Consider the following 17,159-nt stretch of genomic DNA (forward strand, 5'->3'; position numbering starts at 1 on the left):
CAAGAAGAGATCAAAAAAGTCCTGATGGCTATGAAGCCACCCGGTTTCTCCCGGAGGATTTGGCGTGATACAAAGCCTGATCCGCGCGCTTCAATAAATCATCGATTCCCTGGGAGGGGTCTGTCAGCGCTGCCACCCCGATGCTCACGGTAAATGAGATCGGCGGTCCGCCGGACATTGGGATCGATTTTTGTTCAACCGTCTGCCGCAGCCGCTCAGCCAGGGCCATGGCTGCCGGCAGAGCGGTTTCAGGAAGCATCAGCGCAAACTCCTCACCGCCGATGCGGCCGGCAGTATCCGTGCTCCGCAGCACAGATTCAAGTGTTGCCCCAAGGGCCTGCAGCACCTTGTCTCCGATGTCATGGCCATGGGTGTCGTTGATATTTTTAAACCGGTCCGCATCGATCATCAGGATGGAAAGGGGGCGGGCATACCGCAGAGACCTTTGTATTTCTGCTTCTGCCAGTGACATGAAGTGTCCCCGGTTGACAAGGCCGGTCAGGCTGTCTGTGGTTGCCATTTTTTCCAGCTCTTTTTGCGCCTTTTTGCGCCGGGTGATGTCCCTGACACTGCTGACCGCATAATATCTGCCCTCGTTTCTGAACGCGGCCACTGTCATTTCAACGGGAAAACACTCCCCGGTTTTCCGGCATGCTTCCAGCTCCAGAACCGAATTCAGCAGGCGGCCCTGTCCTGTTCTGGCAAACTGTTCAATTCCCCTGGCAGCATCTTCATGGTACCGGGAAGGTGCGATCAGCGAGTGCACCTTTTGGCCCATCGCCTCTTCATTTGTCCAGCCGAACATCTTCCCGGCTGCCGGGCTCCAGAAAAGGATGGTTTCCTCATCATCGATCATGACATAGGCATCATAGGACGCCTCCAGCATGGCCCGCATCTTTCTTTCCTCTTTTTTCAGTGCCAGTGCCACACGTTTTCTTTCGGCAATATCCTGCAATGACCTGAACACAAAAAACACAACGGTCAGAAAGAACAAAGCCATCAACCCGTGCATCACCCAGGAAAAAGGGTGATGTGTGGCCCAGCCGCGCTTGGGGCGGGCCGCAATCTGCCATGCACCCGAGGGAAAAGTCACGTTCATGAGCACAGCGTTTTTTGCAGAGTCAAACAGGGATCGATCGCCCAGGAACACCTCTCCCCGGTCACCGGTCCCGTCTGTTCCCCGGATGGCGATCTCCAAATCTTCCAATTTGTCAATTTCCACGTTCGCAAACAGGCGGTCCACATCGATCACCGCTGATACCACCCCCCAGAATCCAGGAGAGCCGGCGGTTCTGAGCACCACCGGAGCCCTGCCGATCAGGCCCCGGCCGCCCTGCACCAGCTGAAGCGGTCCTGCCACAACCATATCCCCGGTCTCCCGCACCTGTCTGACCAGCTCCCACTGATCTTCAAGCTGCCTGTAATCCACCCCCAGCATCTGCCGGTTTCCTTCCAGGGGATAGATATATTTTATGACAAAATCCGGGGCTGCCCCCAAATTTTTCAACAGATTCTGTCTGGCCATGACCCCTTTGGCATACTGCTGGAACTCTGTCTGCGAAAGATCTGGGTTGACGGAAATAAAATTGGCTGTGCCATACACCAGCAGCAGATTTTGAGTAATTTCCTTTTCAATATGTGCCCGGATTACGGACAGTTTCAGCGACACCGCCATGGCCTGATCATTTTGATACCCGTTGTTCATCTGGTATGCCATGAACATATCCATAACCAGGAACCCGGCAAAAATAAACCCACTGATTTTTACAAACCGTCTGATCAAAACAGCTCTCCTTTCCCGGGCGACATCTCTTCCACTGTGCCTTGATGGCGCGGCAGATAAATTCTGAAGGTTGTTCCCTTTCCCTGCTCACTGGATACATCGACAAACCCGTTGTTCTGCTTGACAATGCCATACACCGTGGACAGTCCCAGGCCGGTGCCGCGGCCGAGCTCTTTGGTCGTGAAAAAGGGCTCGAAAATATTGTCCAGGGTCTGCCGGTCCATGCCGCAGCCATCATCGCTGACCGCCAGCATGACAAAATCACCCGGGCAGGCCCCGGGATGTTCGGAACAGTAGGCCGCGTCAAGGGTCGCATTTTTCGTCTCAATAATGAGTTTTCCGCCGCCTTCAATGGCATCCCGGGCGTTGACGCACAGATTGACCAGCAACTGATCGATCTGGGAACGATCCATATGGACAGGCCACACCCGGCAATCCGGCTGCCAGGCCAGATCTATCTCTTCGCTGATCAGCCGCCGCAGCATTTTGAGCATCCCGTCCACCGTGTCGTTCAGATCAAGCACTTTGGGTGCAATGGTCTGTTTGCGGGCAAAGGCCAGCAGCTGGCGGGTAATGTCCACGGAGCGTTCAGCCGCGTTCATCACTTCCATGAGATCCGCATGCAGCTGACCGGACGGTTCTGTCTTGTCCATCGCGATCTGCGTGTACCCGATAATCACGCTGAGCATGTTGTTATAGTCATGGGCAACACCGCCGGCCAGGGTTCCCACCGCTTCCATCTTCTGCGTCTGACGGATCTGGCTTTCAAGCTTTACGCGGTCGGTTATGTCGAAAAAAACAGTGGCGCAATACCCTTGTTTGGGCTGGAACACGAACAGGTCAAACCATTTTCTGAGTACCTCGCTGTACTCCTGTAACCGCACCGGTTCACCAGACCGGACCACGTTGACGTAATGATCGATCCAGAAGGGTTCTGTTCCCATTTGACTGACACGCCGTCCGATCACTTCTGACCGCTGCAGTCCGGTCAGGTGTTCCGCAGCAGGATTGATCTCAAGGAGGCAAAAATCCACGGGCCGTGCCTGGTCATCCATGATGATTTCGTGCAGGACAAACCCCTCGTTCATGTTCTCGAACAGCAGGCGGTATCTTTCCATGGACAGTTCCCTGTCTCTGGCAGCCTTGTCCAGAACGGATCGCACCTTTTCTATTTCCGCGATCCTCTCTGAAAAGGTTCCGGACGGCTGCTTTCCAGTGAGGGATGCCACAAACCGGACCAGCTTTTCTCCCATCAGACGGCCTCCGATGATACTGGCTGAAACGACCAGGACAACCGCCATCAGCAGACCGGCCCCTGCCATGTAAACCGGCCGGAAGTAATCCCGGCTGGATACATCAAGAACAATTTCCCAGTGAGAAACCGATGATGTGACAGTGATCTTTTTCCCCGGATCTGTGTCTCCATCTGTTTTTTCACCATCTGACATGTTTCGGTGTGCCATTCCCGCCTTTTTGCTGTCAACCAGGGTCACGCAATATCCCTCTGGAATTGCCAGGTCATCCAGAAGCGCCTGGTACTGCGCTGTTCCGACAATGCTCAGCAAAAGGGCCTGGATTTTTCCCGCATGGGTGACGGGTACCACAATCGCCACCAGCGGTTCCCTGGCAATGGGTCCGGGGAACATGTCTCCGACAGCCGGTTTTCCTGTCTCCATCACAAACGGGGCTGCAGCAAACCCTTTTGGCACGGGAAGCAGCGGCAGTTGCGTTCCGAACGGCACCCGGGTGTTGAAAACCATCCGGGTATCCATATCCGCAAGGATGACATGGCCGGTAAAGTGCGCCCGAAACCCCCGGGCCTCTTTATAAAAATCTTCCAGGCGGGGCGGATCATCGATGAGCGGAGAGCCGGCCAGAACCTGCAACGCAGAGATGCGTGCAGACAGATCACGATCCACCGCCTGCATCACATTGTGCGCCTGTGCCCGCATTTCACGGGCCTGCCTGGTTTGAAGCGTATAGACATGGGCCGCTGCAAGGCACAATGCCAGCAAAAAAAGCGGAAGCACGCACAATAAAATAAACCGGGTTGTAAACGCCCGGAGAGTGATTGTCTTTGCTTTTCTGCGCAATCCGCTCTTCATGCTTTTTTGTCTCCCAGTACCTGCCCGCCCAAATCTGCAATGCCTGGCTCATCATCCACAAACAGGATGCAGGCACTGCTTTTGGCAGCCGTGGCCGGGGCCGGTTTTTCCGGTGCAGATTCTGCCGGGGTCTCGATGACCGGAAAATACAGATCAAAGGTGGTGCCCTGTCCCGGGGTGCTGGAAACCGTGATGCCGCCCCCATAGGATTTTATGATGCCGTGCACCGTGGCAAGGCCCAGCCCCGTTCCCTGCCCGCGTTTTTTGGTGGTGAAATAGGGTTCGAAGATTTTGGGCAGGATCTCCGGGGCGATTCCGTGCCCGGTGTCAGCCACGGTCAATTTCAGATATTTTCCAGGCAAAAGGTCTGGATCTGTTTCAGCTGCATCCTGATCCAGGGTGACGTCAGAAAGTGTGACCGTCAACTCCCCGCCGGTTTGATCCATGGCATGGGCCGCATTGGTGCACAGGTTCATGAGCACCTGGTGGATCTGTGTCGGGTCAGCCAGAACATGTCCTGCATCCGGCATGATCTCCTGCCGGATCTCAATGGAACTGGGCAGGGTTGCTTTGAGAAATTTGAGCACCTCCTTGATGATGGGACCGATCTGAATGGGGGCCGCATTCTGCTCTTTCTGCCGGCTGAAGGTAAGGATCTGCATCACCAGGTTTCTGGCCCGTTCCCCGGCCTTGTAGACCTGTGCAAGGTCTTTCTGGGCCGGACTGTCTTTGGGCAGCCGGTCCATGGCCAGCTGGGAATACCCGATAATGGCGGAAAGAATGTTGTTGAAATCATGGGCAATGCCCCCGGCCAGACTGCCGATGGCCTCCAGTTTTTGGGAATGGTTGAGCTGGACTTGAAGTTTTTTTTGTTTATCTATGTCAATATGTACACTTAAAACAGCATACATTTCTTTTTTCTTATTATACAACGGGTATGTTGAAGACATAGCAAAGAATTTTTCCCCTGTCTTCCTGACCATGGTGATCTCTTCGCCAGATCCTTCACCCCTGTCTTTCATCTGCTGAAAGACGGCAGGAAATCTGGCAGTATCTTTTGGTAAATGCAAAACCGAAACCGGGGTTCCTTTAATTTCCGATCGGTGATAACCGAATATGTTCTCTGCGCCAGGGCTGAATTCAAGTATTGGCATGTCAGGATCCTGACCGTCGATTATAATCAGAGAAACATCCTGGGCCGCTTCATATATGGCTCTGAGTTTTGCTTCTCTTTCCTCAAGATCCTGTGTGCGTTCTTTTACTTTCTCTTCAAGCTGATTACGATATTCCTTGAGATCTTCTTCTGCCTGCTTGCGAACGTTAATTTCACTATGTAATTTGTTAATCTTTTGTTTCAGTTTTCCGGCCATTACATTAAAAGAATCAGCCAAAATCTCTATCTCGTCACCTGTTTTAACATCTATCCTCTGATCCAGGTCTCCTTTTGTCAGTCGTTTTGCTGCCGATGCCACAGCATTCACGGGACGCGCAATTAATGTGCTTTGTCTTATGCCGATAAATAAACCCAGTATGATGACTCCCAGGCTGACCGCCAGTGAAACATAGAGTCTTTTGCGGTATAGCCGGCCTGATACACTTAACCGGTGGTCAGCTTCCGAAACAACCATTTTCAGCAATTCATTCAGATTATTTACCGCTTCCAGTTCGGCTGAGCCTGCTGCACCTCTTTTTCTTGACAGTTCAAATACACTCTTATCAAGATTTGCTCTGCTCATTGGCACTACCTGTTCATGCCATATTTTCATATACAGTTTCCAGCTGTCATGAAATGTATCCAGCTTATCGATTATGTCCGGATTTACCAGTAGTGTTCTTATTGTTTCGATATCTCTGTTTATTTTATCCTGGCCCGCATCAATTTCAGATTCATAGCGGCCCATATCATCAATGGATTTGCTGAACAGGTGCAATAGAGAATTCGAATGAATAAAGCCAATCCGATTAGCTACCATACCTGTTATTACCGCAGGATTCAAATGCCCGGAGATAATTTCATTATGCTCATTTTCAATGGATTTCATGGTGTACATACCCGCAAAACCTACCAAGGCAACCAGCAGAACAATAACGGCATATCCTCCGATGATTTTTGTTCGAATGTTAAAGGCCAATTTACACCTCCTCAAATTCCCCAAGCAACATTACCACTGTTTCTTCCAAGGGCAGGAACAGGGTAAGTTCAATGGTTGGATTTTTTAAACCACGAAGCGCACGAAGATCACGAAGAGGTCTAAAAAACCTTTTCTTCGTGCTCTTCGTGTGCTTCGTGGTGCAACAAAACAGCATAGTGTCCTTCAAAGACATCACCCTCCGGGCGTTTACAACCCGCTTTATGCTCCCTGGTTCTGAAAAAGGCTGAAAAATTTGCGGTTTTCTTCCAGCAGATGCCGGTTGATAACCTCAAAGGCAAGGAAATGGAACACCTCTGCCGTTTTCACCAGCCCTTTTTTATATTGATCCGCCATTTCCAGGAGGGCATTTTTTCTGGAGGTTATACAGATCCATTTCCGGAAAGTGCTTTTCTGCGCATTCCGGACAGATGCCGTGGCTGAACCTGGCATCGGTGCGATGGTGAATGAAATGGTCCACTTTCTGCCAGAAGCCCTCATCATCCCGGATGTTTTTACAATAGGAGCAGATGGGAATCAGTCCTTCCAGGGTCTTGATTTCATTGTGGGCTCTCTGGATGCGGTCCAGCATCCCGTTTATCGAGAGTTCCAGTTTTCCCAGCTCTCCTGTGCCGGACACGGGCAGCCGCTTTGACACATTGTCACTGCCATCGATGGCACTGATTTTTTCGATGATTCTGAGCAGCGGAGAGAGCACGGATCTTTCCATCAGATACATGGTTGCCAGGACAAACACCACACCGATAAACACCACGGCGATATTGAAATAGAGCCAGGTGTTCATTCCCTGTTTGAAGATTTTCCGGGTCACATCAATTTTTAGAATGAATCCCGGGTTTTGCTGGATATCCCTGCATACCATATACCCTGAGATGATCTCCTTGTTTTGGGGAAGCGTGACCACCGGGGTTTTGTCAGATATCAGGGATGCGGCTTTTTTTACATCATCGGGCAGGGGGGTACTGTCTGCAGCATGGATGGACAGGGACAGGCCTGCGGCATCAGTGATTTTTTTGATTTCTGATGGATCCAGGAACCTGCCGACCACCAGGGTTCCCCGGGGAGGTCCCTGATAGTTGCTGGGCACGATGGCATGGGATGCGATCAGCACGGGCTGGTGCTCGAACATGAAAAATCCGGACACGCCCTGCCTGGGGTCGGGGAATTCAAACAAGGCTTTTTTTGAACGGATCTGGTCCCATACCCCTTTAGGCAGTATGACAGCCTCTTTTTTTTTCAGGTCAATGGCTGCTGTATGCACCTGCCTGCCGGCCGGATCCACAAACAGCATGAAATGGATACCCAGGTTGGCAATGGTTTCCACAGACAGGTTGCTGTCGATGTACCGGGTGTTTTGGTCCTGGACAAAACCATAGGTGTCGTCCCAGGGGGCCCAGTCGCCTGCAATGGATGCCAGCCACTGGATATCCTTTGATATGAAATGCCACGCCTGTGCCACATCCTGCTGTACATGTTCTGTTTCCAGGTGCCTGAACCCGGTCAAAATGAGCAGGCGCGAAGAGAGCATCAGGCTGACAATCAGCACCAGGCATATGGAAACGATGATGAGAAATGTTTGTCTGCGCAATCCGATTTTCATGCGTTTTTATCTCCCAGTACCTGCCGGATCACGGCAGCCAGGTTGTCTTTGAGTATGGGTTTGGGGACAAAGGCCTTGATGCCGGCAGATTCTGCTGCAGCTTTGGTCATATCCCTGCTGAAGCCCGAACACAGGATCACGGGCAGGTCCGGCCGGATTTTCATCAGCTCTGAGGCCAGCTGGTCCCCTTTCATGCCGGGCATGGTCAGGTCCGTGATCACCAGGGCGAACCGGTCCGGACTGGATGTGACCAGGGCCAGGGCCTCAAGAGGGTCGGTGCGGGTATCTGCCGTGTATCCCAGATGCGCCAGAAGCTGTCTGCCCAGATCTGCAATAGCGGGTTCATCATCCACAAACAGGATGCATGTATCGCTTTTGGCAGCTGAAGGCGGGACCGGTTTTTCCGGTGCAGACTCTGCCGGGGTGTCGATGACCGGAAAATACAGATGAAAGATGGTGCCCTGGCCCGGGGTGCTGGAAACAGCGATGCTGCCGTTGCACGATTTTATAATGCCGTGCACCGTGGCAAGGCCCAGCCCCGTTCCCTGCCCGCGTTTTTTGGTGGTGAAATAGGGATCGAAAATCTTGGGCAGGATGTCCGGGGCGATCCCGTGCCCGGTGTCACCCACTGTCAATTTCAGATATTTTCCCGGTGAAAGGTCTGGATCTGTTTCAGCTGCATACTGGTCCAGGGTGATGCCGGAAAGCTTGACCGTCAACGCTCCGCCGGTTTGATCCATGGCATGGGCCGCGTTGGTGCACAGGTTCATGAGCACCTGGTGGATCTGTGTCGGGTCAGCCAGGATATGTCCTGCATCCGGCATGACCTCCTGCCGGATCGTAATGGAACTGGGCAGGGTTGATTTGAGAAATTTGAGCACCTCCTTGATGATGGGACCGATCTGAATGGGAGCTGCCTGCTGCCCCTTCTGCCGGCTGAAGGCAAGGATCTGCATCACCAGTTCTTTGGCCCGTTCTCCCCCTTTGTAGACCTGCGCAAGGTCTTTCTGGGCCGGGCTGTCTTTGGGCAGCCGGTCCATGGCCAGCTGGGAATACCCGATAACGGCGGAAAGAATGTTGTTGAAATCATGGGCAATGCCCCCGGCCAGGCTGCCGATGGCCTCCAGTTTCTGGGCCTGCCGGAGCCGGGTTTCCGCCTGCCGGCGTCTGGATATGTCCCTTGTCACCCCGATAATTCCGGCCAGGCTGCCGTCTGCTTCCCGGAGGAACGCGGCCCGTGTCTCGGTCCATACTGTGGTGCCGTCTTTTCGGATAATTTCCAGTTCCAGGGTGCGGTTTTTTTGGACAAACCCCTTCCCCATTTTTTTCTCCAGAGAGGTGCCCTGTCTGTACACGGTCATCGCTTTTTTGAATGAAGCTTTTGTAAAACGTTCCAGCAGCGATCCTGCCATGAACGCTTCCGGCGTGAATCCGGTCAGCGGTTCCACGGACGGGCTGATATAGGTGAAACGCCGGTCCATGTCCATGGTCCAGATCACGTCGATGACATTGTCAGCCAGCAGCCGGTAGTGGGCCTGGCTCTTTTTCAGAGACTCCCCGGTCCGGACCGCCCGGTCCCACAGGTCGGTGATGGCACAGGCCAGCTGGTCCAGTTCATCTCCCGGACCGGACAGGTCTTTACAATCCCTGAGATTCATCTCCCGGACCGGACAGGTCTTTACAATCCCTGAGATTCAGCGGCAGGGCCGGCTGGTCCATGTGCAGACCTTTGGTATAGGCGGCCATCCGGACCAGGTGCCGGGTGATCACATACTGGATGATCACAAAGATGCACAAAGCTGCCATAAATGTCTTGACGGCATTGGAAACCAGGATCACCAGGGTCTTGTCCCAGAGCCGCTGGTAAACATTGGTGAGGCTGGCTGCCACCATCAGGAAGGCATGCTGAGGTCCTTTGCCCGGGTCGGATGGATAGGTGAGTGTGAATTCCCTGCAGATGGTGCGGTTTTCCGGCAGGGTCCCCATTTTTGTCAGGGTTTGGCGGGTGCTGTCCAAAGGTTCGCTGATTTCCAGGTACACGATATCTTTGAAATTGAATATCCCTGCCAGCAGCAGGTTCAGCTGGTGATAATCCATGTTGTAGGCATGGACTGCCAGCGGTTCCAGATAGCTGTCCCGGATAAAATCGATATGGTGATGAATGTCTGACCGGTCTCTTTGATAATCGGTGTACAGCTGAACCCCGGTGCTCAGGAGCGTAAAAAACGAGCTGCACAGCAGAATATACAGCAGTACCCGCCGGGTCAGGCCGGGTCTCGTAAACAGGGTGATCTGTTCTCTGATAAGGGAAAGCAGTTTCAATGGGGCCGGTTTCATTTGTCCACATCTCTCCAGTCGGTAAGACCATATTGTTTCAATATATCTGACAGGGCACCGGACCGTCTCAGTTCGGCCATTTCCCGGGTCAGCATGTCCGCGTATTTGCGGGCATCTGCCGAAATGGGTGAAAATGCGATATACACAGGTTCCATGGCTGCGGTACCAGCCCGGGCAAAGTCATCGGGTATGCCTTTTTTGTGAAGAAAATACTGAAACACGGCCCGGTCTTCGATAAGAACCTCTATTCTGCCGGCCACAAGTTTTCTGATGTTCAACGCCAGGCCTGATTCACCGCTGATCACCTGGACTTTTGCCAAATCTGCCTGGTGCTGCCTGATATAGGTATCGAATAGAGTGCCGTATGAATAGTTGCGGATCACCCCCAGGGTGACATGATCCAGGGATGCCGGGCCGTCATATTGCCAGGGGTTTCCTTTTTTGACATAAAAGGTGTGACAGGCAAGGCCCTGTTCGATATCCGGAAACACGAAATCCGGGGTTTCGGTCCTGCCTGCCCCGATGATGCCGTCATACTGCCCGGTCCGTGTACCATGGATGGCGCGTGCCCAGGGCACGGTCACATAGATGACCCGATGGCCGTTTTTCTCGAACACCGCTCTTGCGATGTCCACCATGAACCCGGAGTGTTCTTCTTGCCCGCCGCAGTTGTAGGGGCACCACGGGTCCGCCGCCAGCAGGATCTCATCGGCAAGCGCCAGGCAAACCGGGTGGATCGCCAGGACAAGCAGAACAAGCAATCTGGTCAGGGTTTTGGCCATATCTGATCCTGTAATTTATCATCAAACCGGAACGTTTTTTTTGAAAAAAGCTGTGTGCAGGCATCCACAACCTTTGCATCATACAGGTCCCCTTTCCCTTGATTGACCGCTTCCAGTGCGGCATCGATGCCCAGGGCCGGGCGGTAGGGCCGGTGGGATGCCATGGCCTCCACCGTGTCAGCCACGGCAATGATTCTGGATTCCAGGAGGATCTCCTCTCCTTTGAGCCCTCCGGGATAACCCGTGCCGTTCATCCTTTCATGGTGCTGATGGGCGATCCGGGCCACGGGCCAGGGAAAGTCAATATTTTTCAGGATCTCAAATCCGGCCCTGGCATGGGATTTTACCAGGCTGAACTCCTCTTTTGTCAACCGCGTGGGTTTGCTCAGAATTTCAGCTGGAACGGCAATCTTTCCCAGGTCATGGATCGCTCCTGCCATGCCGATCCCCTCTATGACATCATTGGGCATCTTCATTTCCCCGGCAATGGCGCAGGCCAGCTGGGCCACCCGCTGCTGGTGACCTGCGGTATAGGGGTCCCGCTTCTCCACCATGGAGACGATGACCTGGATCGTTCCAAAGAGGCTTTTTTTCAGTTGGCCCAGCATGTGCTGCAGTTGCAGGGCAGCCTCATCTTTGGCAGAAAACAGGTCCCGTTCCCTGAGCACCCGCCTGAGGCGGATCATCATTTCTTTCAGATTGACCGGCTTTTGCACAAAATCACTCGCACCTTCTTCAATCACCTTCTCAAAGGTGTATGCTTCCGCATACCCGGTCATGACGATGACATCCGCGTCATGGGTTTCCTTGACCGCCCGGGTCAGTTCAATGCCGGTCATCCCGGGCATGATGATATCGGTGATCACCACATCCACTTTCCGGGTTTTCAGAACTTCCAGGGCATCTTCTCCACTGGGCGCGCTGGAACAATCATATCCGGACATCTCAACACCTTGTTGCAGCAGCTGTCTTATGGCGGTATCATCGTCAACCACCAGGATATGGATTTTTTCTGCCCGATTGTGCTGCCGTGATTCCATGGTCACCTCTCTTTTTGCCTGTCTGATGTTGTCATAACGTCCCTTTATGCCTCATCGCCGGCCAGTACCTGCCGGATCACGGCAGCCAGGTTGTCTTTGAGTATCGGTTTGAGAACAAAGGCCTTGATACCGGCAGCCTCTGCCGCAGCTTTGGTCATATCCCTGCTGAAGCCCGAGCACATGATCACGGGCAGGTTCGGCCGGATTTTCGTCAGCTCTGAGGCCAGGTTGTCCCCGCTCATGCCGGGCATGGTCAGGTCCGTGATCACCAGGTCGAACCGGCCCGGGTCAGCCTTTATCAAGGCCAGGGCCTCCAGGGGATCGGTGCGGGCCTCGGCCTGGTATCCCAGATGCTCCAGAAGTCGTTTGCCCAAATTGGCTATGGGGGGTTCATCATCCACAAACAAAATACAGGCATGGTTTCCGGCAGCCGTAGCCGGGGCCGGTTTTTCCGGCACTGGTTTGACCGGATCTCCCATTACCGGAAAATACAGATGAAAGGTGGTGCCCTGTCCCGGGGTGCTGGAAACAGTGATGCCGCCCCCGCAGGATTTGATGATGCCGTGCACCGTGGCAAGGCCCAGCCCGGTTCCCTGGCTGCGTCTTTTGGTGGTGAAGTAGGGGTCGAATATCCGCGGCAGGGTCTGGGGAGCGATGCCGTGTCCGGTATCTGCCACGGTCAATTTCAGGTATTTTCCCGGCAGAAGATCCGGAAGCGCGGCAGCCGACTCTGGATCCAGGATGATGCCGGCAAGGGTGACCGTCAGGGTGCCGCCGGCCCTGTCCATGGCATGGGCCGCATTGGTACACAGGTTCATGAGCACCTGGTGGATCCTTGTGGGGTCTGCCAGGACCATCCCTGCATCCGGGGCGATCTGCTGCTGGATGTCGATGGAGCTGGGCAGGGTGGATTGGAGAAATTTGACGGCCTCCTTGACAATGGGGCCGATCTGAATGGGAATTTCACTTTGTTCCTGCTGCCGGCTGAAGGCCAGAATCTGCATCACCAGGGCTTTTGCCCGTTCTCCGCCTTTGTAAACCTGTTCCAGGTCCGCCTGGACCGGGCTGTCTTTGGGAAGCCGGTCAATGGCCAGCTGGGCATACCCGATAATGGCGGAAAGAATGTTGTTGAAATCATGGGCAATCCCCCCGGCCAGGCTGCCGATGGCCTCCAATTTCTGGACCTGCCGGAGCCGGGTTTCCGCCTGCTGCAGTTCTTTTTCGGTTCTCTTTTTTTCCGTGATATCCTGGACCACCACCTGCACGGCCGGGGCCCCCTGAAAGGAGATCGCGGTTGCCATAACCATCACGTCGATGGGGGTTCCATCCAGCCGGACATACCGGTCCTCCACCGGATACAGGCCGGGCTCTCCTGCCATCATCCGCTGTATCCGCGCTTTGGCCGCATCCAGATTGTCCGGGTGGATGATCTCATGGATCGGTTTTCCAGTCAGGTCATCGGGTGACAAAGCGCCCAGAATGTCGGCCCCGGCCCGGTTGGAAAAGACCACTTTGCCGCCGGCGTGGACCGCGATCCCTACAGGAGACACCTCGATGATGTTGCGGTACCGTTCCCGGGTTTCTCTGGCCTGCCGGATCACCGCCTTGAGCCGGCTGATGTCGGTATGGGTACCCACGATCCGGACCGGCCTGCCTTTTTCATCCACGGAAAACACCTTGCCGCGTCCCAGGATCCATTTCCATTTTCCGGACCTGGTTTTCATCCGGAACTCCTGTTCAAAAGGGCTGAATTCTTTTTCAATATGATCCAGGATCGATTTTTCCGCCGCTTCTCTGTCATCCGGGTGCAAAAGCCCGGCCCAGGTGTCATAGGTCTGGGGAAGTTCATTGGGTTCATATCCCAGCATGGTGTAATACCGGGGACTGAAATAGACCTCACCGGTCTGGATGTTCCAGTCCCACAGCCCGTCCCTGGACGCCTCCAGGGCCATGTTGAGGCGTTCCTCTTTTTGTTCCAGGTCCTGCATTTTTTTTTCAAGTTTCCGGATCAGTCGCTCGCTGTAGTGTTTATAGGTTTCTTCCTCCGGCTTGTCCACAGGGGGTTTTGGGGAGAGGCGGCCCTTTTGGGTGTTTTTTATCACCGCCTGGATGGATGCCAGAAAAGCCGACGGTTCCATGCCTTTTCTCAAGAATCCGTCCGCGCCGATCTCATAGGCAAATGCCTCGTCTTTTTCATCCACATAGGTGGCCGTGTAAAAGACAAAGGGAATGTGGCAAAGGGTCTGGTCTGCCTTGCAGTATCGGCACAGCTGGAACCCGTCCATCACCGGCATGAGGATGTCGGTGATGATCAAGTCGAATGGGCCTGATGCCAGGCATTCAAGCGCTTTTTTGCCGTTTACCGCAGACACGGTGTCATGTCCTTCAGATTTGAGCAGGATTTCCAGCAGGTACCGGTTTTCCATCCGATCATCCACGATCAGGATTTGCATGATGCCTCCTCATCCACTCACTCTATGCGTGTTCGGGTTTTCTGCGTCTAGCAAAGACTGGATGGTCTGCATCAGGTTATCTTTGAAAAGCGGCTTGGTCAGATAGGCATCCGCCCCTTGTGCAAGAATTTTGTCCCGGTTCTCTTCAGAATCATACCCCGTGACAGCCAGTACTTTGATATGGGCGGTGTCTGCATTTGTCTTGATCTGCCGGCACACCTCAAATCCATCCATTCCCGGCATGATCAGGTCTAAAATGACCAGCCCTGGTTTGAAAGTCATGATCTTTACACCGGCATCAAATCCGTCTTTGGCGGTTTCCAGAGAATATTCGTCCCGAAAAAGCATGGCAGTCAGCATTTTGAGGATTTGGGGCTCGTCATCCACAATCAGTATCCGGTGATTGTCCGGCTCATGAAAGGCCCGGGGATACATGTTGTTGCGCTGCATAAAGTCATTGAAATCGGTCTGCCTGATCCGGTACTGGCCCCCTGGGGTCCTGTATGCATTGATTTCCCCTGTCTTGACATATTTCCAGATGGTGCCCCGGCTCATGGCGCAGAGCCGGGCTGCCTGGGGGATGGTGAGAAGATCGTCTGTCACAACCAAAAATCTCCTTTTCTAAATGCAAAAAAAATGGTAACACAACAAACCGAATGAACAGAATGAACATACCACAGGGTTCTGGACAAATCAAATGGAAAAAGGGCAGGGGAGGACAGGATTATGAACAGGCGGGCGTGTAAAATAAATATTTGGATACTGGTAACGGCAGGTATCCTCTGCTGGCTGCTGATGCCGTTTTATGCAGCAGCCAGAGATGTCAGGCAGGTGGTGGTGGTGGTCACCATGCAGCTGCCGGCATGTGAAACCCATTTGACCCATTTTGTGGACCGGCTGGAGCAGATCGGGGAGCAAAGCGGTATCGACATCGATCTGATCACCATCCGGGCCAACGGGGACCGGCAGTTTGCTGAAAATCAGCTGAAAAAAATCCTGAAAAAGGGCCGGCCCGACGTCGTGGCCACCATAGCCACCCTGGCTTCCCAGGCTGCCGTGACCGTGTTCAAAGACACGGGGGTTCCCATCTTCTTTTTCCAGGTGTCTGACCCGGTGGGGGCCGGGCTGATCCAGAAAATCGGGGAACCCACGGGTACGAATGTGACCGGCAGGGTGTTCACCGTGCCGGCAAAGGTACGCACCGATCTTATCATGCGCCTGGTCACCCAGACCGTGCCGCCGGACAGGCCCGTGGTGTTCGGGTATATCCATTCCACATACCCGTCTGCCATGGGGGATATCCGGCAATTGAAAACCATCGCGGCACAGGAAAACCATTTCCGGTTCGCCGTCCATGACGTCATGTATGAAAAAGGACCGGACGGCATGCCCGTCATGCTGGCGGCAGCTGCCAAAGGGGTTCAGACCCTGTCAGACCGGGTCGATTTCTGGTGGGAACCCCAGGGGCCCCTGGGGGAACACCCGGACTACACCCGGCTGCTGCTGGAGCGCTCAACCGTGCCCGTGGCCATGGGCCAGACCATGGACAGCGTGAAAATGGGTGCGTTGCTGCACATCACCCCGGATCTGGAAGCCGGGGGCCGGGAGGCGGCCAATTTTGTGGCAGCGTTCCTGAAGGGGGCGGATCCGGGCACCATCCCCGTGACAGCACCTGCCCGGTTCCAGCTGGGCATCAACCTGACCACGGCCCTGAACCTGAATATCGTGGTGCCGCCGGATATCCTGGCCCTTGCCGGAAACCATGTATACAGATGACAAGAAACAAGAAACTGGATTGAAATGAAACTGCAGACAAAGATTACTATAGGCATCATTCCGCTGGTGTTGTGCAGCCTTTTTGTCCTGGGACTGTGGTCCATGAAAAAAACCGGAGAAAATCTCCACCAATCTGCGTTTCTGTATATGGATACCATTATCGATTCATATATGCAGGATATCGACCGGCATCATGATCTGCTGAAAACCAACGGGCTGAATGCCATACCATCCTTTGTCGCCGCATATCAAAATCAGGTGTTTGCGGCGGGCAGGGCAATGAAAATCGCGGATACGTCTCACCTGTTTATCATGGATGGTCAGGGGGAACTGGTGTTCTGTTCAAAGGAAAACAGCGGTCAGAATATGGAACCGGTGTGGGGACCGGTTGCCCGGGCCGTTATAAAAGGGAAGCTTTCCTCTGTGGACAATGACGGGCATGTGTATGACGATGACATTGAAACCATGTATGTGGTCCGGGTATTTTCCCCATGGAACTGGGTGGTGTTCTTTGCCATGGATCATGAGGTGCTCCATGCGGCGGAACGTCAGATTCAGATGGCGACCACCGGCATTGCCGTTGGCAGTGCCGGCCTGTTGATTCTGATCATTCTTTTGATGTTGAGACGGTTTTTTGTCAATCCCGTCCGGACCATCGGCCGGGCTGCCTCTGCCATTGCCAAAGGACGTCAGGTGGACCGGATCGATGTCAGATCAAAAGATGAACTCGGAGACCTGGCCCGCCATATGGAGGCGATGTCCGCCGCCATCCAGCAGCAGCAGGCAGAGATCATAAAAGCCAACCAGGAGCTGGAACAGCGGGTCAAAGAACGCACCCGGGACCTGGAAACGGCCCTGTCCGAGATCAAAACCTTGCGGGGCATTATTCCCATCTGTTCCCACTGCAAGAAAATCAGGGATGACGACGGTTACTGGAACCAGCTGGAAACCTATATCCGGGACCATTCCGAGGCCCAGCTCAGCCATGGAATCTGCCGGGAATGTGCAAAAAAATACTATCCGGATCTGGATTTATATGATGACGATACCCTTGGAGAGTAAATTATTAATTTTACAAATATTTGTAAAATTAATAATTTGAGCAATCCTGCTCGGGGTCATTTCAGGCCGGA

At 53.7% G+C, this 17,159-nt stretch carries 12 protein-coding genes; 2 read left to right on the forward strand and 10 right to left on the reverse strand.

Translation table 11 applies throughout. The annotated features are described in order from the left end of the window. Positions 1–28 precede the first annotated feature (28 nt). The 10 genes from DPO_RS07785 to DPO_RS07835 form a co-directional block, all read right to left on the reverse strand. On the reverse strand, positions 29–1,783 hold the full coding sequence (locus DPO_RS07785; protein WP_006965257.1) for a diguanylate cyclase: 1,755 nt from the start codon (positions 1,781–1,783) through the stop codon (positions 29–31). Continuing rightward, positions 1,780–3,888 carry a two-component system sensor histidine kinase NtrB gene (locus DPO_RS26020; protein WP_006965258.1) on the reverse strand — a complete coding sequence of 703 codons (2,109 nt, stop codon included), beginning with the start codon at positions 3,886–3,888 and terminating at the stop codon, positions 1,780–1,782. The genes DPO_RS07785 and DPO_RS26020 overlap by 4 nt, the downstream gene beginning before the upstream one ends. Further along, positions 3,885–6,044, reverse strand: coding sequence for an ATP-binding protein (locus DPO_RS26025; protein WP_083912014.1), 2,160 nt, complete (start codon positions 6,042–6,044; stop codon positions 3,885–3,887). The genes DPO_RS26020 and DPO_RS26025 overlap by 4 nt, the downstream gene beginning before the upstream one ends. 313 nt (positions 6,045–6,357) lie before the next feature. After that, a complete protein-coding gene (locus tag DPO_RS07805; protein WP_006965261.1) occupies positions 6,358–7,638 on the reverse strand; it encodes a CHASE4 domain-containing protein in 1,281 nt (426 codons plus the stop codon). Next, positions 7,635–9,296 carry a hybrid sensor histidine kinase/response regulator gene (locus DPO_RS07810; protein ID WP_006965262.1) on the reverse strand — a complete coding sequence of 554 codons (1,662 nt, stop codon included), beginning with the start codon at positions 9,294–9,296 and terminating at the stop codon, positions 7,635–7,637. Before DPO_RS07810 ends, DPO_RS07805 begins: the two co-directional genes overlap by 4 nt. Beyond that, complete coding sequence (locus DPO_RS07815) at positions 9,277–9,975, reverse strand: signal transduction histidine kinase (RefSeq protein ID WP_006965263.1); 699 nt, start codon at positions 9,973–9,975, stop codon at positions 9,277–9,279. The genes DPO_RS07810 and DPO_RS07815 overlap by 20 nt, the downstream gene beginning before the upstream one ends. After that, positions 9,972–10,757 carry a substrate-binding periplasmic protein gene (locus DPO_RS07820; RefSeq protein ID WP_006965264.1) on the reverse strand — a complete coding sequence of 262 codons (786 nt, stop codon included), beginning with the start codon at positions 10,755–10,757 and terminating at the stop codon, positions 9,972–9,974. Before DPO_RS07820 ends, DPO_RS07815 begins: the two co-directional genes overlap by 4 nt. Continuing rightward, a complete protein-coding gene (locus DPO_RS07825) occupies positions 10,742–11,797 on the reverse strand; it encodes an HD domain-containing phosphohydrolase (protein WP_006965265.1) in 1,056 nt (351 codons plus the stop codon). The genes DPO_RS07820 and DPO_RS07825 overlap by 16 nt, the downstream gene beginning before the upstream one ends. A 44-nt stretch (positions 11,798–11,841) precedes the next feature. After that, positions 11,842–14,250 (reverse strand): hybrid sensor histidine kinase/response regulator, encoded by a 2,409-nt coding sequence (locus tag DPO_RS23830; RefSeq protein WP_006965266.1) that lies wholly within the window; start codon positions 14,248–14,250, stop codon positions 11,842–11,844. A 9-nt stretch (positions 14,251–14,259) separates the two neighbouring features. Further along, a complete protein-coding gene (locus DPO_RS07835; protein ID WP_006965267.1) occupies positions 14,260–14,853 on the reverse strand; it encodes a response regulator in 594 nt (197 codons plus the stop codon). A 123-nt stretch (positions 14,854–14,976) separates the two neighbouring features. Here DPO_RS07835 and DPO_RS07840 point away from each other — a divergent pair, with 123 nt between their 5' ends. Continuing rightward, positions 14,977–16,026: an ABC transporter substrate-binding protein gene (locus DPO_RS07840; protein WP_006965268.1), complete on the forward strand. Its 1,050-nt coding sequence runs from the start codon at positions 14,977–14,979 to the stop codon at positions 16,024–16,026. 24 nt (positions 16,027–16,050) lie between these two features. After that, positions 16,051–17,088 carry a HAMP domain-containing protein gene (locus tag DPO_RS23835; protein ID WP_006965269.1) on the forward strand — a complete coding sequence of 346 codons (1,038 nt, stop codon included), beginning with the start codon at positions 16,051–16,053 and terminating at the stop codon, positions 17,086–17,088. The last annotated feature ends 71 nt before the right edge of the window (positions 17,089–17,159 follow it).

The sequence above is a fragment of the Desulfotignum phosphitoxidans DSM 13687 genome (assembly GCF_000350545.1).
Classification (GTDB): domain Bacteria; phylum Desulfobacterota; class Desulfobacteria; order Desulfobacterales; family Desulfobacteraceae; genus Desulfotignum; species Desulfotignum phosphitoxidans.